The 22,631-nt window shown below is 71.5% G+C and carries 17 protein-coding genes; 5 read left to right on the forward strand and 12 right to left on the reverse strand.

Features of this window, described 5'->3' with window-relative positions:
• Positions 1–14 precede the first annotated feature (14 nt).
• Positions 15–1,169 carry a cystathionine gamma-synthase gene (locus tag ACZ9QC_RS14570; RefSeq protein WP_472920531.1) on the reverse strand — a complete coding sequence of 385 codons (1,155 nt, stop codon included), beginning with the start codon at positions 1,167–1,169 and terminating at the stop codon, positions 15–17.
• A gap of 199 nt (positions 1,170–1,368) precedes the next feature.
• On the opposite strand from ACZ9QC_RS14570, the gene ACZ9QC_RS14575 reads away from it, so the two are divergent.
• The 3 genes from ACZ9QC_RS14575 to ACZ9QC_RS14585 all read left to right on the forward strand — a co-directional run bounded on the left by ACZ9QC_RS14575 (position 1,369) and on the right by ACZ9QC_RS14585 (position 5,392).
• A complete protein-coding gene (locus ACZ9QC_RS14575; RefSeq protein WP_472920532.1) occupies positions 1,369–2,487 on the forward strand; it encodes a hypothetical protein in 1,119 nt (372 codons plus the stop codon).
• Positions 2,488–2,663: 176 nt separating this feature from the next.
• Entirely contained in the window at positions 2,664–4,304 is a 1,641-nt protein-coding gene (locus ACZ9QC_RS14580; protein ID WP_472920533.1) for a M48 family metalloprotease, read from the forward strand.
• Entirely contained in the window at positions 4,301–5,392 is a 1,092-nt protein-coding gene (locus ACZ9QC_RS14585; protein ID WP_472920534.1) for a hypothetical protein, read from the forward strand. Before ACZ9QC_RS14580 ends, ACZ9QC_RS14585 begins: the two co-directional genes overlap by 4 nt.
• Before the next feature lie 80 nt (positions 5,393–5,472).
• Here ACZ9QC_RS14585 and msrA read toward each other — a convergent pair whose 3' ends face one another.
• From msrA to ACZ9QC_RS14600, 3 genes are all read right to left on the reverse strand, one after another.
• Positions 5,473–5,985 (reverse strand): peptide-methionine (S)-S-oxide reductase MsrA, encoded by a 513-nt coding sequence (gene msrA, locus ACZ9QC_RS14590; RefSeq protein ID WP_215448729.1) that lies wholly within the window; start codon positions 5,983–5,985, stop codon positions 5,473–5,475.
• Between the two features lie 131 nt (positions 5,986–6,116).
• Positions 6,117–6,959: an MBL fold metallo-hydrolase gene (locus ACZ9QC_RS14595; RefSeq protein ID WP_472920535.1), complete on the reverse strand. Its 843-nt coding sequence runs from the start codon at positions 6,957–6,959 to the stop codon at positions 6,117–6,119.
• A 239-nt stretch (positions 6,960–7,198) separates the two neighbouring features.
• Positions 7,199–8,242, reverse strand: coding sequence for an NAD(P)-dependent alcohol dehydrogenase (locus ACZ9QC_RS14600; RefSeq protein ID WP_472920536.1), 1,044 nt, complete (start codon positions 8,240–8,242; stop codon positions 7,199–7,201).
• Between the two features lie 180 nt (positions 8,243–8,422).
• Between ACZ9QC_RS14600 and ACZ9QC_RS14605 the strand changes: the two genes are divergently transcribed.
• Positions 8,423–9,343: a helix-turn-helix domain-containing protein gene (locus ACZ9QC_RS14605; protein WP_472920537.1), complete on the forward strand. Its 921-nt coding sequence runs from the start codon at positions 8,423–8,425 to the stop codon at positions 9,341–9,343.
• Between the two features lie 101 nt (positions 9,344–9,444).
• Here the strand turns inward: ACZ9QC_RS14605 and ACZ9QC_RS14610 are convergent, their stop codons facing one another.
• From ACZ9QC_RS14610 to ACZ9QC_RS14630, 5 genes are all read right to left on the reverse strand, one after another.
• Complete coding sequence (locus ACZ9QC_RS14610; RefSeq protein WP_472920538.1) at positions 9,445–12,870, reverse strand: S8 family peptidase; 3,426 nt, start codon at positions 12,868–12,870, stop codon at positions 9,445–9,447.
• 226 nt (positions 12,871–13,096) lie between these two features.
• Positions 13,097–13,780, reverse strand: a complete 684-nt coding sequence (locus ACZ9QC_RS14615) for an ABC transporter ATP-binding protein (RefSeq protein WP_472920539.1) — start codon at positions 13,778–13,780, stop codon at positions 13,097–13,099.
• An 84-nt stretch (positions 13,781–13,864) separates the two neighbouring features.
• A complete protein-coding gene (locus ACZ9QC_RS14620; RefSeq protein ID WP_472920540.1) occupies positions 13,865–15,355 on the reverse strand; it encodes an ABC transporter permease in 1,491 nt (496 codons plus the stop codon).
• 188 nt (positions 15,356–15,543) lie between these two features.
• Entirely contained in the window at positions 15,544–16,812 is a 1,269-nt protein-coding gene (locus ACZ9QC_RS14625; protein WP_472920541.1) for a L,D-transpeptidase, read from the reverse strand.
• Positions 16,813–17,030: 218 nt separating this feature from the next.
• Positions 17,031–17,372, reverse strand: a complete 342-nt coding sequence (locus ACZ9QC_RS14630) for a hypothetical protein (RefSeq protein ID WP_215448721.1) — start codon at positions 17,370–17,372, stop codon at positions 17,031–17,033.
• A 109-nt stretch (positions 17,373–17,481) separates the two neighbouring features.
• Between ACZ9QC_RS14630 and ACZ9QC_RS14635 the strand changes: the two genes are divergently transcribed.
• Complete coding sequence (locus ACZ9QC_RS14635) at positions 17,482–17,808, forward strand: hypothetical protein (protein WP_472920542.1); 327 nt, start codon at positions 17,482–17,484, stop codon at positions 17,806–17,808.
• A 210-nt stretch (positions 17,809–18,018) separates the two neighbouring features.
• Here the strand turns inward: ACZ9QC_RS14635 and hutH are convergent, their stop codons facing one another.
• The 3 genes from hutH to ACZ9QC_RS14650 all read right to left on the reverse strand — a co-directional run bounded on the left by hutH (position 18,019) and on the right by ACZ9QC_RS14650 (position 22,149).
• A complete protein-coding gene (gene hutH / locus ACZ9QC_RS14640; protein WP_472921690.1) occupies positions 18,019–19,557 on the reverse strand; it encodes a histidine ammonia-lyase in 1,539 nt (512 codons plus the stop codon).
• Between the two features lie 285 nt (positions 19,558–19,842).
• On the reverse strand, positions 19,843–21,012 hold the full coding sequence (locus ACZ9QC_RS14645) for a GGDEF domain-containing protein (protein WP_230219756.1): 1,170 nt from the start codon (positions 21,010–21,012) through the stop codon (positions 19,843–19,845).
• 321 nt (positions 21,013–21,333) lie between these two features.
• Entirely contained in the window at positions 21,334–22,149 is an 816-nt protein-coding gene (locus ACZ9QC_RS14650) for an enoyl-CoA hydratase/isomerase family protein (protein ID WP_472920543.1), read from the reverse strand.
• Between the last annotated feature and the right edge of the window lie 482 nt (positions 22,150–22,631).

Consider the following 22,631-nt stretch of genomic DNA (forward strand, 5'->3'; position numbering starts at 1 on the left):
CGGGCCGGGGGCGGCTAGCCCAGGGCCTGCTGGAGGTCCTCCAGGAGGTCGTCGACGTTCTCGATGCCCACGGAGAGGCGGACGAGGTCGGCGGGTACCTCCAGGGCCGAACCGGCCACCGAGGCGTGCGTCATGCGTCCCGGGTGCTCGATCAGGGACTCGACGCCGCCCAGGGACTCGCCGAGGGTGAACACCTTGGCGCGGTCGCAGACCGCGACGGCCGCCTCCTCGCCACCGGTGACCCGGAACGACACCATGCCGCCGAACGCCTTCATCTGCTTGGCGGCGACCTCGTGCCCGGGGTGCTCGGGCAGGCCCGGGTAGAGCACGCTCGACACGCGCGGGTGCCGGGTCAGCATGTCGGCGACCGTGGTGGCGTTCTCGCTGTGCCGGTCCATGCGGACGGCGAGCGTCTTGGTGCCGCGCAGCACCAGCCAGGAGTCGAAGGGCCCGGCGACCGCGCCCATCGCGTTCTGGTGGTACGCCAGTTCCTCGCCCAGCTCCTGGTCGCCGACGATCAGGGCGCCGCCGACGACGTCGGAGTGGCCGCCCATGTACTTGGTGAGCGAGTGCACGACGACGTCCGCGCCGAGCGCGAGCGGCTGCTGCAGGTAGGGGGTGGCGAAGGTGTTGTCGACGACCAGCTTCGCGCCGGCCTCACGGGCGACCTGGGCGACGAGCGCGATGTCGGTGATCCCGAGCAGCGGGTTGGAGGGGGTCTCCACCCAGACGACCTTCGTCTTGGGGGTGATGGCGGCGCGGACGGCCGCGGGGTCGGAGGTGTCGGCCACCGACCAGTCCACGCCCCACCGGGAGACGACCTTCGCGAAGAGGCGGAACGTGCCGCCGTACGCGTCGTCGGGGATGACCACATGGTCGCCGGGGCTGAGCAGCGTGCGCAGCAGGCAGTCCTCGGCGGCCAGTCCGGACGCGAAGGCGAGGCCGCGGCGACCGCCCTCCAGGGCGGCCAGGTTCTCCTCCAGCGCGGTGCGGGTGGGGTTGGCGCTGCGGCTGTACTCGTAGCCGCCGCGCAGGCCGCCTACGCCGTCCTGCTTGAAGGTCGAGACCTGGTAGATCGGCGGGACGACGGCGCCGGTGAGGGGATCCGCGGTGTTGCCCGCGTGGATCGCGAGGGTCTCGAAGTGTTGGCTGTGGTGGGTGTCGCTCATGGGTATCGAGCCTAAGCGCTCCGCGCGGATGCCGGGCGCCTTGCAGCTCGGGAGGTCCTGCGGTTCGGCGGCTGCGGGTGGTTCGTGACCGGTCGCGCCCACGCGGCGGAGCCGCAGATCGACACCGCCCCGCGCCCCTTGCGGGGCGCGACCCCGACCGGGTTGGGCAATTGTCGGCGGCGTCTGGAACCCTTGTCGCATGGAGATTCTCTGGGTCCTGATGGCGATGCTCATGATCGGGTTCGTGATGTGGCCGATCGTGGCGCGGCGGCGGGCCGGTATTCAGCAGGTCGAGGCGGGGCATCCGGACGCGGCGGACCCGGCGAACTACGGGTTCGTGCGCCAGGAGCTGCTGGACGTGCGGATGCCGGGGCCGGACCAGGATCTGCTGGACGTGCTGGACGTGGTGCAGCGCTCCCAGGACTACCGCACGGCGAAGCAGCTGCTGGCCGGTACGGACGCGGTCGGCGAGGTCAGATGGCAGCGGGTGCAGGCGTTCGCGGGCGCGGCGTCGCTGGAGCTGGCGCAGCGTCCCGGCGGGGTGGGCGAGACGCCGGGCGGACAGTGGCTGCGGGTGTGGCGCGCGGAGGCCCCCAAGGACGCGGGCGGTGCGGCGGTGCACGCGGAGTTCCTGGTACAGCAGGCGTGGCGGACGTCGACGCCGGGCACGGACGACTTCCGGATCATCATGGAGGAGGCCAGGTCGGCGTGCGGTGACGCGGCGCTGCTGGCCCCGGGCGACCCGATCCCGTACATCATCGAGCTGTCGGTGGCACGCGGGCTGGAGTACTCCCGCGAGGAGTTCGAGCAGCTGTGGCTGAAGATCCTCGACCGGGCCCCGGCGCACATGGGCGCGCACCTGGCGGCCCTGCACTACTGGTGCGAGAAGTGGCACGGCTCGCGGGAGCTGGCGTACTCCTTCGCCGAGGCGGCCGCCGCCCGCGCGCCGCAGGGTTCGCTCCTGGCGGCCATGCCGCTCTTCGCGGTCTTCGAGCACCTGCCCGAGGTGAACCTGGTGCAGGGCTTCTACGAGAGCGAGGTCGTCACCAAGGCGATCCACGGCGCCCTGTTCGCGGTGCACGCGGCGCGGCCCGACGATCCGATGCTGGCCCATGTCCGCCATCTGCTGGTCCTGTTCCTGGTCCGCTCCGAGCGCTGGTCGGAGGCCATGAACCAGCTCGTGCACGTCGACGGCCACGTGGGCGCGCTCCCCTGGACCCTCACCTCCGACCCGGCGGCGGACTACGCGCTGTACCGGGCGCTGGCGGTGGCGGGGTACGAGGCGAACGGCGGCAGTCCGGCGACGCTGCTGCACTGACCCCCGGCGAGAGGCGCGGCCCCTCCAGTAAGCCCTTGCGACCCCGCACACCCGTGCGAAATACTCCGCCCCTCACACCTTTGGTCATGGACACGCCTCAGAGCCTCCCTGACCACCCGTTTTCACCGTATACATGATCGTCGTTCGCGATCTTTCCGTGGGGGGAAGACTGCCCAATGGGCGCGACCTTGCGCGCACTGCGCGCCCTCGTGCTGCTCGCCGGCTTCTATCTGCTCGGCGTGATCCTGCTCGCGGCGCTCGCCGGCGCCGACTACCTGCTCCACCTGCACGCTCCGTCCGGCGTCGCCGCCAAGCTGTACCTGGTCTCCGTACTGCTCGCGATCCCGCTGGTCCGCGGCCTGTTCATGCTGCGGACACCGAAGGGCGAGGAACTGCCGGGCCTGCCGGTGACGGAGGCCGACGAGCCCGAACTGTGGCGGACCGTAAGGGAGCTGGCCGAACAGGTCGGCACCCGGGCGCCCTCCCGGATCGTCCTGACGGCCGACGTGAACGCCGCGGTCGCCGAGGACGCCCGGCTGCTCGGCCTGCTGCCCGGCACGCGCCGCCTCTACCTCGGCGTACCGCTGCTCCAGGGCCTGACCGAGGCGCAGCTGCGCGCGGTCCTCGCCCACGAACTGGGCCACTACTCGAACTCCGACACCCGGCTCGCCGCCCTCACCGTGCGCGGCCGCGCCCAGGTGCTGCGCACCGTCCGGCACTTCGAGGAGCGGGCCGACAGGACCGCCGGACGCGAACGGGCCCGGCAGGAGAAGAAGAACGCCAAGGCCGCGGCCAAGGGGAAGAAGACCCGCGAGATCGACACCCGGCACGCGGGCGTCACGTACCGCGTGATGGCGAAGATCTACATCGGCTACGCCAAGCTGTACATCCGCGCCACGCTCGCCGGCTCCCGCCGCCAGGAGTACGCCGCCGACCTCGCGTCCGTCCGTGTCGCCGGCCGGGACGCCACCGCGTCGGCGCTGCGCGAGATACCGGCCCTGGACGCGGCGTACGACTTCTACATGAACAGCTACGCCACGCTCGGCGCCGAGGCCCGGCTGATGCCGCCGCGCGGCGAGTTCTTCGGCGGCTACGGCCGGATGCTCTCCGCCCGCCAGCTCGAACTGGTCGGCCTGCGCACCGACCTGCCCACCGAGCCGGCCTCCCCCTACGACTCGCACCCGCCCATCGCCGACCGCGTCGAGCGGATCGAGGCGCTGCCCGCCGACGGCCGCGCGGACGAGGCCCGGGGCGCGGCCCTCGGCCTGCTCGCCGACCCGGACCGGACCCTCGCGGCACTGGAGGACGCGGTCCTCACCGAGGACGTGCTGCGGTTCGGGCGCACCGCCGACTGGCAGGCACTGCTCGACGGGTCGATGGTCGCGAACTTCGCCTCCCTCGACACCCCGCTGCACCGGGCGCTCGCCATGTACACCAAGGAACACCCGACGCTGGCCGCGCTGCTCAAGGTGATCGACGACGGTCAGCTGTGGCAGCTGGCGCGGCGGCTGCCGCTGTCGGACCAGGCGGCGGAGGCGCAGGGGCGGGCCTTCCGTGAGTTCGTGCGGCCCGCGCTGGCCGACGCGCTGCAGGGCATGGTGCTGGCCGAGCTGAGCGCCCACTCCCGGCTGAGCTGGGACTTCTCCTGGTCGGAACCGGCCTCGGTACGGCTGGCGCCCGCCCCGGACGGCACGGAGACCGACCTCGGCGCCGCGATCGAGGCGGCCGTCGCCGACCACCCCGACACCCGCCCGCTGCGCACACTGCTGCCCACCCCCCAGGGCCCCGCCGCCCGAGAAACGGACGCACCGCGATGACCGTACTGCTGTGGATACTGGCCGTCCTGGCGGTACCGACCCTGCTCTTCGGGCTGTGGATCGCCGGGGTGTTCCTCAAGGAGTTCTTCCGCGCCGGCGGCGACATCGACCCCGACATCGCGGAATCGATGGGGCTGCTGCCGGCCGAGCGGCAGAACACCGAGTTCGCGGGCCCGCTCCCGGCCGAGGTGGACTCGGCGCTCGCCGCCGTCCGCGGCGGGGACTGGAAGGCGGCCGCCAAGCTGATGCACGACACCGGCCGGGACTGGGAGCGCCGGTCCCTGGCCGCGTATCTGCTGGGCGAGATCGCGGCCAAGGAGGACGACTGGCTGCTCGCGTGGGAGGCGGACCGTCCCGACGACCCGGACGCCGCCGTCGTCCGTGCCCGGAGCACGGTCATCCTGGCCTGGGACCTGCGCGGCGGGAAGCGGGCCAAGTACACGACCGGTGAGCAGTTCCAGGGCTTCCACCGGATGCTGGAACGTTCCCGCGAGGAGATCGGCCGGGCGGCGGCGCTCAACCCCGACGACCCCACGCCGTTCATCACCGAGATCTGGGTCGCGCTCGGGCTCGGCTACCCGCACTCCGAGATGGACCGGCTCTGGTCGGAGATCACGGCTCGCGCGCCGCACCACTACGAGGCCCACTTCTCGGCGCTCCAGTACTGGTGCGCGAAGTGGCGGGGCTCGGAGAAGCTGGCGACGGAGTTCGCCGAGCGCGCGGCGGCCCAGGCACCGCTGGGCAGCCTGCTCACCGCGTTCCCCCTGATCGCGCACTTCGAGCACGACACGTCGGACGACGCGGAGGCGGACCGTACCCCGAGGATGATCGGCCGCGTGGACGCCGGTCTCACGGACGCGGCCGCGGCCGACCCGACGCACCCCCGTCTGCCGGAGCTGAGGCACCTCCTCGCGTACTACCTCTCCCTCCAGGACCGCGACGACGCCGCGCTCGAACAGTTCAGGCTGGTCGACGGGTACGTCAACGCGTTGCCGTGGCGCTACCAGGGCGACGGCGAGGCGATGGCCGCGCACTACTGCCGGATCCGCAACGCGTCGGCAGCGGCGGTGGCGGCGTCGGCCGACTGAGCGGGCCGCCCTGGGCCAGGGCCCAGGGCTCGGCACAGCCCGGCCGCGGAGCCTCCGCCCTGCGCCGGGCCGTCTCGCGGTCAGCTCTCCGTGCGGGCGGGCAGCCGCCATCCCGGGCGCGGGAAGTGGCAGGTGTAGCCGTCCGGGTAACGCTGCAGGTAGTCCTGGTGCTCGGGCTCGGCCTCCCAGAAGGGGCCGACCGGCTCCACCTCGGTGACGACCTTGCCCGGCCACAGACCGGAGGCGTCCACATCGGCGATCGTGTCCTCGGCGATCCGCTTCTGCTCGTCGTCCACGTAGTAGATCGCCGAGCGGTAGCTGAGACCGATGTCATTGCCCTGGCGGTTCCGGGTGCTCGGGTCGTGGATCTGGAAGAAGAACTCCAGGAGGGCGCGGAAGTCGGTCCTCTCGGGGTCGAAGAGGATCTCGATGGCCTCCGCGTGCGTGCCGTGGTTGCGGTACGTGGCATTCGGCACGTCACCCCCGGTGTAGCCGACCCGGGTCGCCGTCACCCCCGGGAGCCGGCGGATCAAGTCCTGCATTCCCCAGAAACATCCGCCGGCCAGCACGGCCCTCTGCGTCTGCGCGGTCATCGCGACCCTCCCATACAAGTCAGCTCGGTGACTCGGCGTACTCGTTTCGCACACCGCCGTCATCCGATGCCCACCGTCCTCAACGCGCGAGCGCTCCGAGCGATTCCGGGCGGCCCCGGCGGCGACGGCCCTCAGGACCCGTGGCCGCCGCCGTCCGGTTCGAAGTCGGCCAGCATGCGTTCCAGGGCCGCCTGGTCCGGGCCCGTGAAGGGTGGGGCGTCCGGGGCCGTGGTGAGGGTGTCGAGGAGTGAGCCGGTGATCCCCGCGGCCGGGGGCAGATGGGTGGAGAGGACGAGGTCCGGCTTGCGGTCCTTCAGCGGCTGGAAGGTCGCGAGGTACTTGTCCATGTCGACCGTCCTGACCCAGGGGCTGTCCACCGTGGCCCACAGCAGCTGGGCGGTGCGCAGATCGTCGACGGCGATGTCCCGGACGTCGCCGGCCTGGGCGAGGTCCGCCGTGGGGAGCGGCGCGCCGAAGCAGTCGGAGCTGAAGCAGACGCCGGTGAGGTCGTCGAAGAAGCCGACGGTGGCGGGGTTGTCGAACAGGGGCGGGCGGAAGCCGGTGAGCGTGCGGTCGCCGATGTCCATCGTCTCGCCGGGGTTCAGCAGGTAGCAGCGGTCGAGGGGCAGCGGGCGTTCGCAGGAGAGGATCCCCGCGCCGATGAAGGTCGTCACGACCCGTGCGTCGGGCGCCGCCGCGAGCAGGTCGAAGATGCCGCCCGTGTGGTCCCGGTCGGGATGGGTGAGCCAGATCCAGCGCACGTCCCGCGGGTCCAGCACCGAGCCGAGCGTCTCGACGAACATCCGGTCGGGCAGGCCGAGGCCGGTGTCGACCACGACCGGCTGGGCGGACAGCAGGACGAACGCGTTCACCGGGATGTGCCCGATCCCCGGCACCTCCAGGCTGTCGGCGAGAACGCTGATGTCCGGGCGCAGCCGGTGGACCGTGCCTGGACGGGTCTTCTGCAGGGGCATGTCGCTCACACCTCGCAAGCCCCCCGGGTGGTGATCGCGTCGCGGCCGCCTGTCTCTCTCCCGTTCCCTCCATCGTCGGGCCGCACCCCCCACGGGGCAAGCGGCACGGGGGCGCAGCCCCGTGCCGCTCGAGAGGCGCGGGAAACTGCGCGACCAGCCCCCACTCACCCCGCGGCCGGACACGACTCACCCGCGGCCGGACACGCCGCGACCGCCCCGTCCGACGCGAACCGACGCGCTCAGATCGTCGCCGTGTCGATCACGAACCGGTAGCGCACGTCGCTCGCCAGCACCCGCTCGTACGCCTCGTTGATCTGGTCCGCGCGGATCAGCTCGATCTCGGCACCGAGGCCGTGCTCGGCGCAGAAGTCCAGCATCTCCTGGGTCTCCTGGATGCCGCCGATGCCGGAGCCCGCGAGGGTCTTGCGGCCGGCGATGACCGAGAAGAGGTTGAGGGCGACGGGCTCCTCGGGGGCGCCGACGTTCACGAAGGCGCCGTCGGTCTTCAGCAGCGACAGGTACGCGTCCAGGTTCAGCGGGGCCGAGACCGTCGACAGGATCAGGTCGAACGTGCCCGCCAGCTCCTTGAACGTCGCCTCGTCGCTGGTCGCGTAGTAGTGGTCGGCACCCAGCTTCAGGCCGTCCTCCCGCTTGCGCAGGGACTGCGACAGCACGGTCACCTCGGCGCCGAGCGCGTGCGCGAGCTTGACGCCCATGTGGCCGAGGCCGCCGAGACCGACGACGGCGACCTTCTTGCCGGGGCCGGCGTTCCAGTGCTTGAGCGGCGAGTACGTGGTGATGCCGGCGCACAGCAGGGGCGCGGCCTCGTCGAGGGCGATGCCGTCGGGGATGCGTACGGTGAAGGCCTCGTCGACGACGATCTTCTCCGCGTAGCCGCCGTAGGTGGGCTCGCCGTCCTTGCCTATGGCGTTGTACGTGCCGACGTTGCCCTTGAGGCAGTACTGCTCCAGGCCCGCCCGGCAGTTCTCGCACTCGCGGCAGGAGTCGACCATGCAGCCGACGCCGACCTTGTCACCGACGGCGAACTTGGTGACGCCGGAGCCGACGGCCTCGACGACACCGGCGATCTCGTGGCCGGGGACCATCGGGAAGATCGCCTCGCCCCAGCCCTCACGGGCCTGGTGGATGTCCGAGTGGCAGATACCGGCGTACTTGATGTCGATCAGAACGTCGAACTCGCCGACCTCGCGGCGCTCGATCGTGGTGCGCTCCAGCGGAGCCTTGGCTGCGGGCGCCGCGTAGGCGGCAACAGTGGTGGTCATGCCGGAATTCTCCTGATCTTCGTCCTGCGGCCGGCCTGCCTTCCAGCCGGCCGCAGGACCAGCCTGCCCCAGACCCCGGAGGTCACCCAGGTCACGGCTTTGCGTACGTCCGCTGGTCCTACCACTGGTGGGGTCAGGCTCACAGGCGTGTGTGGTCGTACGACCATGAATACTTGCCGTATGGACGAACAGCCCGAAGCCGCGCGGGAGCCCCAGACCGGTCAGGCCGCCGGGGCGCTGGACCGGCGTGCCGAGCTCAGCGAGTTCCTGCGCACCCGGCGGGCCCGGCTGCGGCCGGAGGACGTGGGCCTGCCGGCCTTCGGGCGGCACCGGAGGGTTCCCGGGCTGCGCCGGGAGGAGCTGGCGCAGCTGGCCGGTGTGTCGGTGGCGTACTACACGCGGCTGGAGCAGGGCAACGGGCGCAATGTGTCGGCGGAGGTGCTCGACTCCATCGCGCGCGCCCTCCGGCTGAACGACGCCGAGCACGCGCACCTCACCCACCTCGCGAAGCCGAAGGCGCACAAGAAGAAGCGGTCGGCCCGGCCGCAGCAGGTGCGCAGCGCCCTGCGGCAGCTCGTCGACAGCCTGGACGGCATTCCCGCGTACGTCACCGGCCGGCGCTCGGACATCCTCGTGTGGAACCGGATGGCGGCGGCTGTGTTCGGGGACTGGTCGGCGCTGCCGGCGCAGGAGCGGAACTGGGCGCGGATGGTGTTCCTGCGGCCCGACTACCGTGATCTGTACGTCGACTGGGACCAGAAGGCGGCCGACATGGTCAGCTATCTGCGGATGGACGCGGGCTGCCATCCGGACGATCCGCAACTGTCGGCGCTGGTGGGCGAGTTGTCGGTGAAGAGCGACGAGTTCCGGCGGCTGTGGGCGACGCACGACGTGAAGGAGAAGAGCCACGGAGTGAAGCGCATGCACCACCCCCTGGTCGGTGCACTCACCCTCTCCTTCGAGACGTTCAGCCTGCCCGACGACCACGAGCAGAACCTGATCACCTACCACGCCGAGCCGGGCTCGCCCTCCGCCGACGCCCTGCGTCTGCTGGCCAGCTGGGGCACGGACGCGACCCGCGCGTCGACGGCGGCGCCGTAGCCGGGTGCCACGGCGCCGCCCGAGCGGGACGGGTCAGGACGCGTCCGTCGCGCGGACGGTCCAGGACGCGTCCGTCGTACGGACGGGTCAGCGCGCGTCCCTCACCTGCCGAAATACGCGTCGTGGATCGTCACCGTCGACCGGTTCCCCTTCTTGTCGGTGACCACGGCGCGCAGGGAGACGCTCTTCCCCGCCGCCGGAGCCTTCTGGGTGAACCGGCCGTTCTTCAGGGCGACCTTCGTCCACTTCTTGCCGTCACCGGACACGTGCACGGCCAATGACTTGAGGTTCCCGCCCCTGGCCGCGCCCTGCACGGTGACGCGGACGGTGCCCTCGCTGCCGGCCGGGGCGGTGCTGTCGAGTCCCAGGAACGGGGCGCCGAAACGGACGGTGGAGACCGGGAGTTTCACGTCGCTCGTGGTCTTCCCCGAGGTGAAGGTCCAGCTCGCGTCGATCCGGGAGGCGGCCCCGGCCAGCTCGGCGGAGCGGGAGATGGATGTCGTCAGACGGTAGGTGGCGAGGCCCGCCGGGACTGTGAACTGCCCCGACCCGTCCAGCGCGTCCTCGCTGGTGGCGATCTTCTCGCCGCCCCGGTGGAGGACCGTCGTGACCTTCTCGTAGAAGGAGGCCCCGGCGTGCCCGCGCCCGTCGGCGAACATCGGCAGCAGTCCGTAGATCTGGTTCCGGTCGCGGCGGATGCCGTAAAACCCGGTGATCTTGGGGCCGAAGACCCCGACGTTGAAGGTCTGTGCGTACGTCCGGCCGGCCTTGAAGGTGAGGCTGTCGCCGGTCGTGTAGTACGCGTCCAGGAGCGGGAAGCCCTGGTCGTCCTCGGCGCCGTACTGCTCGAAGTCGAGGCTCCACTTCACCCCGCGCACGGCGGACAGGTGCAGTGTGCGGGTGCCGGGCAGCGGCTGCGGGACGGCGACGGCGGGTGAGCCGGAGCTGCCGGGAAGCCAGGCCCAGGGGATGACGGCGCCCGTCTTCCCCGCGGCGGACGAGCCCAGGCCGGCCCTCACGGTGGACAGTTCGCCCTTCTTCCAGCGCTTGGTGAAGCCGGTGGCGAGCTTCGTGACCTTGCCCCCGGTGGCGACGGCGTACTGCTCGGTGTCGCCCTTCGTCCACTGGCCCACCCAGCTCTGGCTGAGCCGGCCGCCGCCGGTCTCCGGACCGAGGTGCGCGGTGCGGAACCCCTCATAGGTGTCGAGCAGCCATCCGAAGGTGTACCCGCTGCCGCCGGACTCCAGGGTGAACTCCGGTGCGGCGAAGGCCGGTTCGGCGGTCGTGTCGGGCACGGTGATGTCCACGGGCTTCGTCGCGCGGGCGTCCAGGGTGAGGGTGGTCCTCCGGTCGACGGTGAACTTCGGCCGTGACAGCCAGGCCGCTCCCTCGCCGTAGTCCTCCGGGTCCACGACGATGCCGGCGTTGAAGACGTACGTCCCCTCCGGCACCCGTACATCGACCGTGCCGTCCTTGTCGTACGGCGTGAACCACGTGCCCTCGGCGAGCCCCGCGATGCCGGTCAGGTCGAGCATGTGGTGCGCGGCGGGCCGGCCGTCCCGGCCGATCACCTTCAGCGTGACGTCGTACGACTCCTCCTCGCGCTGCACGGCCGCCGCCGTGCGGATGCCCTGCCCGCCGCCCTCGGCGACGACGTACGCGGTGTAGGCCCCGTCGAGGGTGCCGCCGAGCCTGGTGTCGGCGGTGACCTTCACGGAGGCCCGGCCGCCCGCCGGGACGGTGACCTTCTTCGCGCCGAGCCGGAAGAAGCCGGCCGGGGCGGGCTTGCCGTTCGGGGCGGTGCCGGTGACCGAGAGGCCGAGGGTGACGGGCTTGGTGCCGAGGTTCCGGTAGGTGAGCTTCCTGGTCACCGGCTTGTCGTCGGCGTGCGGCCACTCCTGGACCCCGAGGTCGACCGAGACCGGGTCGGCCACGACCTTCTGCTTGATCGCCCTGTCGACGCGGATACGGCCCGAGCCCTGCGCGAAGGGCGTGTACGGGCCGCCCTTGGCGGAGGCGACCAGGACGGCCTTCAGTTCGGCGTACGTCCAGTCCGGGTGCTGTTGCTTGAGGAGGGCGGCGGCGCCCGCGACATGCGGGGTCGCCATCGAGGTGCCGGAGATGGTCAGGTACCCCTCGGGCCGCTGGCCGACCTCCTCGTCGATGACGCTGCCGGGGGCCGCGGCGGCGGTGATGCCGACGCCGGGCGCGGTGACGTCGGGTTTGATCTGTCCGTCCATGCCGGGGCCCCGGCTGGAGAACGGGGCGATCCTGTCCTTGTCGTCGACGGCGCCGACGGTGAGGGCGGCGGCCGCGCTGCCCGGCGAGCCGACCGTCCGCTCCCCGTCGCCCTCGTTGCCGGCGGCGACCGCGAAGAGGATGCCCTTCTCGGCGGAGAGCTTGTTGATCATCGCCTCCATCGGGTCGACCTCGGGGGTGTCGCCGCCGCCCAGGCTGAGGTTGACCACGTCGGCGCCCTGCTCGGCGGCCCACTCCATGCCCGCGATGATGCCGGAGTCGTCACCGAAGCCCTCGTCGCTCAGCACCTTGCCGTTGAGCAGTTCGGCGCCGGGCGCGACGCCCTTGTACCTGCCCTTGGACCTGGCCCCGGTGCCCGCCGCGATCGAGGCGACGTGCGTGCCGTGGCCGTACTTGTCGGTGGTGTCGGGCGAGGTGGAGAAGTTCTTGGCGGCCGCCACCTGGCCCTTGAGGTCGGGGTGGGTGGCGTCGACGCCCGTGTCCAGTACGGCGATGGTGACGCCCTTGCCGTCGAAGCCCGCCTTCCATGCCTTCGGGGCGCCGATCCGGGCGACCGAGGTGTCGAGGGCGACCTTGCGCACGCCGTCCAGCCAGAGGTTCGCGACCCCGGTGGCGGTGGTGCCGTCGGCGTCGGTGACCGCCTTCCACAGCTCGGCGGCGTCGTCCCTCGGGGTGAGCACCGCGTCGGCGTTCAGGGTCTTCAGGGTGCGCCGGACCCTGGTGTCGCCGGCGTCCCGGACGTCGGCGCGGGCGCCCGCCGCGGTTCCCGCGTAGCCGACGATCAGGGTGAGGCCCTGCTTCTGCGAGGTGCGGGTCGCCGACCGGTTCAGCACGGTGATGTCGAAGAGCCGTCTGTCGACCCTTCCGCCGGCGATGAGCCGGGCCGCGTCGGCCGGCAGCACATAGGTGTGGCCGTGGGCCGTGCGGACCTGCACCGGCACACCCTCCCGGCCCTTCGCCCGCTCCAGGCCCAGCACCCGGCCCCCGTCGTCGACGAGCACACGGTCACCGGTGACGAGGGTGATGCGGTGGCTCACCCTGCCTCCCGCGCCGCGGGTGTCGGGGCCGCCGAACGGAGTCGCGCCGGGGGCGCGCTCGGATATCGCGGACGCCGGGCTGGTCAGGCCCGCCACCGTCCCCACGGTCGTGTCCGCCGCCGTCCCCACGGTCGTGCCCGCCGCCGTCCCCACGGTCGTGCCCGCCGTCACCACCACGGCCGACGCCAGGGCGGTCACGGCCGTACGCGCACGCTTGACGTGTCTGCGCAAGTCTCCCCCTTGAGCCCGCTGTTCCGGTTGACCCGGTTAATCCGGCCAGGGGACCGTCCGCACACATACGCGTCAATTCCCCCCGGTCTACGCAGTATGACCGGGGGTCAACTCGTGCCACACGCCTCGCGGCTGGGCGCAAAGCGGCGAAGTACGGGCCGGCCGCGACCCGCACGCGCCCCCGTCACGCCTTAGCGGTCTCCTCTCACGCCTTGGCAGGCTCCTTTCACGCCTTGGCGTTCTCCTTCACCGTGATCCGCCCCTTGCGGATCGTCGCGACCCGGGGGGCCTTCTTCGCCAGCACGGAGTCATGGGTGACCATGACGAAAGTGAGCCCGTGCTCCTTCCACAGCGTCTGAAGGACCTCCATGATCTCGTCGCGCGTGGACTCGTCGAGGTTGCCGGTGGGCTCGTCCGCGAGCAGCACCTTCGGCCGCTTCACCAGCGCACGGGCGATCGCGACGCGCTGCTGCTGCCCACCCGACAGCTCGGCCGGCAGGTGCCCCAGCCGCTCGCCGAGGCCCACCGACTCCAGCGCCTCGGCGGCCCGCTCGCGCCGCTCCTTCGCCTTCACCCCGAGCGGCACGAGAGCGGTCTCGACGTTCTCCTGCGCGGTCAGCGTCGGGATCAGGTTGAAGCTCTGGAAGACGAAGCCGATGTTCTCGCTGCGCACCTTCGTGAGCTTCGCCTCCGACAGCCGCGCCAGATCGGTCCCGTCGAGTTCGACGCTCCCGTCGGACGGCTTGTCCAGCCCCCCGAGCATCTGGAGCAGCGTGGACTTCCCACCGCCGGTGGGCCCCTGGATGACCAGCCGGTCCCCGTCGGCGATGGTGAGATCGACCGCGTCGAGCGCGGTGACGGTGTCCTTGCCGCGTGCGTACCGCTTGGTGACGCCGCTGAGTACGTACATGTACAACTCCCGGAAGAGGTAAGAGGGTTGGTAGCTGGTTCGGCCGCCGGGCGGCCGGGGTGGCCGTGCGGCCGGCCGGTCCCGCTACTCCACGCGCCGCAACGCGTCCGCCGGCCGCAGCCGCGAGGCGCGCCACCCGCCGAACGCCCCCGCGATCAGCCCGCCCGTGACGGCGAGCCCCACCGCGACCCCGATCGTCGTCACACTGACGGGCGCCGTGAGAGCCACCTCCAGCGCGTTCGACGCGGCCTGCTGCCCACCACCGGGACCGCCTCCGCCCGGGAAGCCGCCCCCACCGGGTCCGCCGCCGAACCCGCCGCCGGTCGCCCCGACCTCGGCCTGGAGCGTCGGACTGATCGCCGTCACCGCATAGGCCCCGGCGAGCCCCAGCGCGATCCCGAGCGCACCGCCCACGAGTCCGTTGACGACGGCCTCGCCGACGACCTGCCCGGTCACCCGCCCCGACTTCCATCCCAGCGCCTTGAGGGTGCCGAACTCCCGCACCCGCCGTGACACGGCCGACGAGGTGAGCAGCCCGGCCACCAGGAAGGCGGCCACGAGCACCGCGGCCGACAGCCACCTGCCGACGTTGGAGGCGAGGTCGGACGCGGTGGACAGCGACCCGGAGACCGTGGCGGCGAGATCGGCGGAGGTGGTGACGGTGGTCCCGTCGATGTTCTTCTGGATGGCCGCCTTGACGCTGTCGATCTGCTGCGAGTCGCTCGCCTTGACGTAGATCGTGGTGACCTTGTTCTTGGAGTCGCTGAGCGTCTGCGCCTGCTTCAGCGGCATGTAGAGGTTGGCCGCCGCGTCCCCGCTGTCGGGTGTCGCGATCCCGATGAGCTCGTACGTGACGCTGTTGATCGTGACGCTGCTCCCGACCTTCAGCTCCTTCTCCTTGGCGTACGACTTGTCCGCGACGACCACCTTGGCGTCGGTCTCGGACGACTTGAACGTACGACCGCTGGTGATCTTCGAGGAGGTCAGCGGGCCCAGCTCGGGCTCGGTGACGTCCGTGCCGTAGACGGAGTAGTTGTCGACGTCGAACTCGGCGCCGCCGCCCTCGACCCGTCCCTGGGGCTGCCCGGTGCCGCCGTTCTGACCGCCGCCGGGTACGCCCTGCTGTTGGCCCCCGGACGCCTCGTCCTGCTGGAACTGTCCGCGCCGGAACTGCCCGTCCACCTTGATGACCTGGAGACTGAGGCCACCGACGGCCTCGGCGACGCCCTGCTGCTCACCGACCTCGGTGACGGTCGAGCTCGCCAGGGTCTGGAAGCCCTGGACCCGGACGAGGTCGCTGCTCTGCTCCTCGTCGGAGTCGTCGTCCTGGGCGTCGAACTCGAACCGGGGGCGTTCGCCGCCGTTCTCGCCGGGCGCGGCGGCGGCCTTGGTGACGGTCATGTCCGTGCCCAGGCCATACAGGGATTCGAGCACTTTGGCCTGGGCCTTCTCCATGCCCGAGGACACGGAACCGACCACGATCACCAGCGCGATGCCCAGGGCCAGGCCGGAGGCGACGACGAGCGCCGCCTTTCTGCGGCGGCGCAGTTCGCGCCTCAGGTAGGTGAAGAACATGGCGGCAAGCTAGGTACGCCGCGTGATGAAGGCATAAGCCCGCGATAAGAGCCTGATGAGAACCCGGTGCGCGCCCCCGCGGACACCGACCCCGCGGACACCGATGCCACCCACAGGAACCCCTCAGACACCGATGCCGTCCCCGGGGAGCCCGGGGACGGCATCGACGACGTGCGAGTGACTGCGGATCAGACCGCCGAGCCGGCCTTCCAGGCGGCCCAGTCCAGGTTCCAGCCGTTGAGGCCGTTGTCCGGGGCGACCGTCTTGTCACCGGTGTTCCGGATGTCCACGACGTCACCGACGATCGAGTTGTTGTAGAACCAGTAGCCCGCCGTGCCCTTGTCGTTGGCACCCTTGGTGTCGTTCAGACCGACACAGCCGTGGCTGGTGTTGACGTTGCCGAAGACGGAGTCGGCGCCCCAGTAGTTGCCGTGGATGAACGTCCCGGACGTGGTGAGGCGGATGGCGTGCGGCACGTCCTTGATGTCGTACTCGCCCTTGCCGTCGTCGTCGGTGAAGCCCACGGTCGCGCCGTTCATGCGCGTCTCCTTGAACATCTCCGACATCACCATGACGCCCTGGTACGTCTTGTTCTCGGGCGAACCGGCGGAGATCGGGATGGTCTTGACGACCTTCCCGTCCTGCATGACCTTCATCTGCTTGGTCTTGGCGTCGACGACGGAGACCTGGTTGCGGCCGATCTTGAAGGTGACCGTCTTCTGCTGCACACCGTAGACACCGTCGGCGCCCTCGACCCCGTCGAGCGCGAGCTTCAGGGTGACGGTGGAGTTCTCCTGCCAGTAGTCCTCGGGGCGGAAGTCGAGGCGGTTGGCGTTGAACCAGTGCCCCACGACCTCCTGGCCGGAGCTGCTGGAGACGGTGATCCCCTTCTGGACCTCGGCCTTGTTGGTGATCGCCTTGTCGAAGTTGATCGAGACCGGCATGCCGACACCGACCGTGGAGCCGTCCTCGGGCGTGAAGTTGCCGATGAAGCTGTTGGCCGGGGAGACCGTGGTGAACGAGGAGTTCTCGTGCGCCTCGCGCCCCTTGGAGTCCTCGGCGGCCGCCGTGATCTTGTAGCTGGTGGACCGCTCCAGCTGAACGCTCGGGGCCCAGCTCTTCTTGTCGGCGGATATCTCGCCCTCGACGGCGGTGCCCTCGGAGGTGGTCATCTTCACGTCCGTGAGCGTGCCCTTGCTCACGGTGACCTTGGCCGAGTTGTTGATGGAGGCGTTGTCCGAGCCGTCCTTCGGCGTGATCTTGATGTCCGCCTCGGAGGTCTTCTCGGCCGCCGCCTTGTCGGCCTGGGCCTGCGAGGAGTCCCCGCCGTCGTTCCCGGACGCGTTGTCGCTGTCACCCCCGCTGCACGCAGAGAGCACCAGCACCCCGCCGAGCAGTGCGGACGCGACCGTGAGGCCCCTGCGCCGCTTACTGTTCGTCATCACACGCTTCTCCATCGTTGCCGAATCCCCAAAACCCCGAAGATCCCCGTAAGCACTTAAACACCACTACGGCACCGAGCCGTTCCGCCGAAGCGGAGATGTGGGATACGCCACTCCACCCGCAACGGATCGACGGCGACCCGGCGGCGGTGCACTAGTGACTGGTGCGACCCATGAGACGAAAGAACCCCGGGCAGCGGTTGCCGCCCGGGGCCATCAATCTCCCAAGCCGCTCAGCCGAGTCGGTCTTCCTCGTCCTCCCGATCATCATCCTCGTCGAGACCCCATTCCGGCGAATCGGGGTCGTAGTCGATGCCTTCGCTGCTCCAGGAGGCCTGGGCGAGTTCGACCCCCGGCACCTCCCCGACCAGGTCGAACGGGTCGACCAGATAGGCGAGGGCCTCCGCTGTGTCCTCCGTCACCGCACTCTCGGCGTGTACCCGCTCATCGGCGGGCATATCGGGGTCGTCCGCGATCCGCCGCAACGCGGCGCCGGTGACGGCCTCCACATCCTCGACCTCGACCACCAACTCGACGCGAAGCCGGACAAACTGTGATGTCTCCGTTGTGCTCATGCTCCGGAGCGTACGGCTCACAGGTCACGCGACTTTCCCACGACCCGCGCCTTTCATTAGCATCGCTCCCTAGGCCAATTCGCCAGCGCCACAAGGGGATCGATATTCCGTGTCCGTCGCACGTCGCGCGTCGTCCACCACCCGCCGATCGCTGCTGACCGCCACCGCCGCGGGCACCCTGCTGGGTGCCCTCTGGTTCGTGCCGTCCGCCAACGCGACCCAGGACGAGGCGGCGATACGCGACCGGACGACGACGAACGCGTCCACGACGACGGAGACGACCACCTCCGAAACCCGCGAACTGGCCGACACGGGTAGCCCCAACACGACCCCGTACGTCATCGGCGGCACCGCGATGCTGGGCGTAGGAGCCGGTTTCCTGGCATACGCGATCCGCCGCGAGCGCGAGGATCTCGGCCCGGTCGGGGGCGTGTAGTCGTCTGCGGGTGGGCGGGGGCTGGTCGCGCAGTTCCCCGCGCCCCTGAAAAGCAGGGGCTGCGCCCCGTGCTTTTCGGCCCGAAAGGGCCGGAGGCCCTTCAGGGGCGCGGGGAACTGCGCGAGAAGCCCCACCGGACCCGCGGATGGGGGTCAAAGGGGCGCAGCCCCTTGGTGACGGGACGGGCAGGGGCGGCGGGGGCGAGACAACTCAGGCAAGCACCCCGGTGACAGACTCCGCCGCCGCCACCAACCGCCCGTCCCGCACGAACCCCTCGGCCAACGCCAGATCAGGCGCGAGAAACCGATCCGGCCCAGGCCCCTCGACCCCGGCCCCTCGCACCGCCGCCACCACGGCCCGAGTGGCAGGCGCGGCCACCAGCCCCTCCCGCAGCTCGACCCCCCGCGTCCCCGCGTACAGCTCCACCGCCAGCACCCGGGCCAGCCCGTCCACGGCGGTCCGCAGCTTCCGCGCGGCCGCCCACCCCATCGACACATGGTCCTCCTGCATCGCGGAGGACGGGATCGAGTCGGCCGAGGCCGGCACGGCCAGCCGCTTCAACTCGCTCACCAGCGCCGCCTGCGTGTACTGCGCGATCATCAGCCCGGAGTCGACCCCGGCGTCGTCCGCGAGGAACGGCGGCAGCCCGTGCGAACGGTTCTTGTCGAGCAGCCGGTCCGTCCGCCGCTCCGCGATCGACGCGAGATCCGCCACCGCGATGGCGAGGAAGTCGAGGACGTACGCGACCGGCGCGCCATGGAAGTTGCCGTTGGACTCCACCCGCCCGTCCGGGAGGACCACGGGGTTGTCGACCGCCGCCGCCAACTCCCGCTCCGCGACGAGCCGCGCGTACGCGACGGTGTCCCGCCCGGCCCCGGCCACCTGCGGAGCACACCGCACCGAGTACGCGTCCTGCACGCGGGGCGCGTCGTCCTGGTGGTGCCCGGTGAGCCCCGATCCCTTCAGCACGGCGAGCATGTTGGCCGCGGAGGCGGCCTGCCCCGGGTGCGGACGGATGGCGTGCAGCTCGGGCGCGAGGACCCGGTCCGTGCCGAGCAGCGCCTCCAGCGAGATCGCGGCGGTGATGTCGGCCGAGGTGTACAGCAGTTCCAGGTCGGCGAGGGCCATGACCAGCATGCCGAGCATGCCGTCGGTGCCGTTGAGGAGGGCCAGCCCCTCCTTCTCGCGCAGCTCCACGGGAGCGATCCCGTGCTCGGCGAGCAGCTCACCGGCGGGCCGTACGACCCCGTCGGGACCCTCCGCGTCCCCCTCGCCCATCAGGGTGAGCGCGCAGTGCGACAGCGGCGCCAGGTCGCCGGAGCAGCCGAGCGAGCCGTACTCGTGCACCACCGGTGTGATACCGGCGTTGAGGACGTCGGCCATGGTCTGCGCGACCTCGGGCCGTACGCCGGTCCGGCCGGAGCAGACGGTCTTCAGCCGCAGGAACATCAGCGCGCGCACGACCTCGCGCTCCACGCGCGGTCCCATGCCGGCCGCGTGGGAGCGGACGATGTTGCGCTGGAGCCTGGCGCGCAGCTCCGGGCTGATGTGCCGCGTCGCGAGGGCGCCGAAGCCGGTGGAGACGCCGTAGACGGGCTCCGGCTTGGCCGCCAGCGCGTCCACGATCTCGCGTGCCGCGGCGAGGGCGGCCACCGCCTCGTGGGAGAGCTCGACCCGGGCGCCGGCGCGCGCCACGGCGATGACGTCGGCCGCGGTGACCCCGGACGTCCCGAGGACCACCGTGTCCACAGAGTGCATATCCATATTCAGGATCGTAGGGACTGAATCGTCGAATGTCACGACCGAAGCAGGGAGGGGCTCCTTACCCACCGCGATCCGCAATCCGCGTAGATCGGAATCCGCTCCCAGAACGATCCGAGCTTGCTCAGAGATTGGTCAGAATCCCCAGGTCAGAGCGTTAGGGGTCCGCACAGGAGCGTAGGGTCGAGATCTCGGACCGGCCCACGGCCCACTCCCCCTTGGCCGTGGGCAGCCCAGGACCGCGCGCCGACTCGACCCGCCGCGCGGCCCGCCCTAGGACCGGCGCCCTCGAATGCGGCGCCGGTCCCCCGGGTGCGCGGGGTCGACCGGCGCGGGCGGCCGGTCGGCGAGGCTGACCACGGGATCCTCGGCACCCTCCCCCTCGCGTCCCGCGACGACCGGCTCGACGGACCCCGCGGCCTTGGCCCGGTACTGCGCCGCGTCGGCCAGCCGGAAGAGCCGCCGGGCCGAGCGCAGCGGCCCGATCGGATCGCCGGTGGACGCGACCCCGCAGGCGACCCCGTCGCCCGGCTCCAGCTCCCGCGCCCGCACGCACAGATCCCCGGCGACCCGCACCACGTCGTCCGCCGACGGCCCCACCGCGAGCAGACAGAACTCGTCCCCGCCGAGCCGCGCGACCAGCACCCGAGGCAGTTCGGCCGCGCAGCGCGACAGCACGGAACCGAACCTCTCCAGCAGCTGATCGCCCATGGCGTGCCCGTAGGAGTCGTTGACCTTCTTCAGCCCGTTGAGGTCGCAGACGACGAGGCTGATCACCGTGCCGTCGCGCCGGTACGCCTCCATCGCCTCGTCGAGCCGGAGGTCGACCGCGCGGCGGTTGCCCAGTCCGGTGAGGGGGTCGGTGAAGGCGAGCCGCCGGGCCTCCTCCAGCCGCTCGGACTGCGCCAGACCGGCCGCCACGACCGAGGCGAGCACCGTGGCGAACGCGGCGTCGTCACCGTGGAAGACGGGCTCCCCGGCGGGCCGGGCCACATACAGTTCGCCCCACGCCCGGCCGTTCAGCACCACGGGCGCCACCACGCAGCAGCCGCGTCCGCGCCGGCGCAGCGCGGCGACCCGCTGATGGCAGTAGCCACCGGGCCGCCGACCGCCGACCGGCCCGGCGGCCGTCTCCACCCAGGCGTTGGGCTCACCGCCCTCCAGCCACCGTTCGTGCAGGAACTCGGCGATCTCCGGGAACTCGTGCACCGGGTACGTCTCGTCCTCCGGGAACTCCTCCTCGTCCGCCGCCCGGTTCCCCACGTTCACCAGCACCCGCAGCAGCCCGCGCTCCCGTTCCCACACGGACAGCGCGGCGAAGCTCCCCGAGAGCGCCCGGCACGATCCGTCCGCGGCCGCCCACCACGTCTCCGGCGACGTACGCGCCCCCGCCATCCCCCGCGCCAACGCGACCACGGCCCTCAGCCGCCTGTCCTCTCCCATCACCCCAGGCTAGGTAGCTTTGCCCTGATTCGAGACGTTAGTGGGGCGAACAGGGGTACGGACCACGGACACCGGAGCCGAACGGCCACGAGACGACCACGAGGGCACACCCCCGCGACACCGGCGCACACGACCCGGCCCCACCACCACCGGAGGTCGCGCGGCGCCGCTCGGGCCCACGACAGGAGGCACGGCCCGCACGGTGCACGGAGGACGTCCGCCTCCCCGTCGACCGACACCGCCCTACGACAGACCGGCCACCGGTCCTGCGGCAGACCCGAGCGCTCAGCCCGCTCCTCACCGCAGGGCGCTCGCGCTCGTTCACTCCCCCGGCCAGGCCGGCTTCCGCTTCTCGTTGAACGCGGCCACACCCTCGGCCCGGTCGCCCGAGAACGCGACCGAGCGCCAGGCCGCGTCCTCGACCTCCAGACCGGCCCGCAGGTCGAGCCCGTGCCCCAGCCGCAGCGCGCGCTTGGCCGCCCGCAGCCCGACCGGTGAGTTCGCGGCGATGCGCTCGGCCAGCGCCAACGCCTCCGCCCGGTCCCGCCCCTCCTCCACCAACTCGTCCACGAGCCCCAGCTCCCGCGCCTCCTCGGCCTCCAGCCGCCGCGCCGTGAAGATCAGCTCGGCCGCCCGCGCGGCCCCCACCCGACGCGGCAGCAGCTGCGTGCCCCCACCGCCCGGGATCACCCCCACCGACACCTCGGGCAGCCCCACCACCGCCGTACGGTCGGCCACGATCAGGTCGCAGGACAGGGCCAGTTCGAAGCCGCCGCCCAGCGCGAAGCCGTGCACGGCGGCGATCGTGGGCATCGGCAGCTCCAGCACGCCGGTGTACGCGGAGCGCGCGACGGGCCGCTGCCGCACCAGGTCGGCGTCACTGAAGGAGTTCCGCTCCTTCAGATCGGCCCCCACACAGAACGCCCGCTCGTGCGTCGACGTCACCACGACGACGCGTACGTCCCGGTCGGCGGTGAGCGCGCCGCACGCCGCCGCGACGGAGCGGGCCATGTCGGTCGACACGGCGTTCATGGCCTTGGGCCGGTCCAGCGCGAGTTCGGCGACATAGCCGTGCCGCCGCACCACGACGAACTCCCCGAACCGCCGCTCCCCCGCCTGCTCCACACCCTCACCCATGACACCCTCCCGGTTAACGACAGTTAACAACCACCCCGATCATCCCAGTCACCCCCACCGAACGAAACCCTGGCCGGGCTCCGGATGCGCCGGAAGGCAACTCCACGGCAGACGGTTACCGGCAGGCAGTCCACCGGCAGACGGCAGCGTCAGCCGTGCGCCCGTCGGCCACTCCAACGGGAGTGCTCACGGAACCGTCCCTTGACCTGCCCCGGCGACCTTCTCCCCGTACGGGTGACATCCGGGCCTTCTCCGGCCACACCGCCCACCGCGCCGCATAACCTGCGCTCCGCCATAGGCGCACCGAGGGACACGGGCGCACAGGGGAGGGACGGACCATGACGACGACCACGGCCACCAGGCCGACGCAGACCACACCACGGGCGCCACACCAGCCACCGCAGGCACAGCAACCACGGCAATCACCGAAGTCATCGCAGGCACCGCAGTCACCGCAGTCACCGCAGTCACCGACGGCAGCA

Source organism: Streptomyces sp. HUAS MS02 (assembly GCF_055702265.1).

What these genes read in the sequence shown, in the direction of transcription:
- ACZ9QC_RS14570 (WP_472920531.1), bottom strand. Translation starts at nt 1,169, where the DNA reads ATGAGCGACACCCACCACAGCCAACACTTCGAGACCCTCGCGATCCAC.
- ACZ9QC_RS14575 (WP_472920532.1), top strand. Translation starts at nt 1,369, where the DNA reads ATGGAGATTCTCTGGGTCCTGATGGCGATGCTCATGATCGGGTTCGTG.
- ACZ9QC_RS14580 (WP_472920533.1), top strand. Translation starts at nt 2,664, where the DNA reads ATGGGCGCGACCTTGCGCGCACTGCGCGCCCTCGTGCTGCTCGCCGGC.
- ACZ9QC_RS14585 (WP_472920534.1), top strand. Translation starts at nt 4,301, where the DNA reads ATGACCGTACTGCTGTGGATACTGGCCGTCCTGGCGGTACCGACCCTG.
- msrA (WP_215448729.1), bottom strand. Translation starts at nt 5,985, where the DNA reads ATGACCGCGCAGACGCAGAGGGCCGTGCTGGCCGGCGGATGTTTCTGG.
- ACZ9QC_RS14595 (WP_472920535.1), bottom strand. Translation starts at nt 6,959, where the DNA reads ATGCCCCTGCAGAAGACCCGTCCAGGCACGGTCCACCGGCTGCGCCCG.
- ACZ9QC_RS14600 (WP_472920536.1), bottom strand. Translation starts at nt 8,242, where the DNA reads ATGACCACCACTGTTGCCGCCTACGCGGCGCCCGCAGCCAAGGCTCCG.
- ACZ9QC_RS14605 (WP_472920537.1), top strand. Translation starts at nt 8,423, where the DNA reads ATGGACGAACAGCCCGAAGCCGCGCGGGAGCCCCAGACCGGTCAGGCC.
- ACZ9QC_RS14615 (WP_472920539.1), bottom strand. Translation starts at nt 13,780, where the DNA reads ATGTACGTACTCAGCGGCGTCACCAAGCGGTACGCACGCGGCAAGGAC.
- ACZ9QC_RS14620 (WP_472920540.1), bottom strand. Translation starts at nt 15,355, where the DNA reads ATGTTCTTCACCTACCTGAGGCGCGAACTGCGCCGCCGCAGAAAGGCG.
- ACZ9QC_RS14625 (WP_472920541.1), bottom strand. Translation starts at nt 16,812, where the DNA reads ATGGAGAAGCGTGTGATGACGAACAGTAAGCGGCGCAGGGGCCTCACG.
- ACZ9QC_RS14630 (WP_215448721.1), bottom strand. Translation starts at nt 17,372, where the DNA reads ATGAGCACAACGGAGACATCACAGTTTGTCCGGCTTCGCGTCGAGTTG.
- ACZ9QC_RS14645 (WP_230219756.1), bottom strand. Translation starts at nt 21,012, where the DNA reads ATGGGAGAGGACAGGCGGCTGAGGGCCGTGGTCGCGTTGGCGCGGGGG.
- ACZ9QC_RS14650 (WP_472920543.1), bottom strand. Translation starts at nt 22,149, where the DNA reads ATGGGTGAGGGTGTGGAGCAGGCGGGGGAGCGGCGGTTCGGGGAGTTC.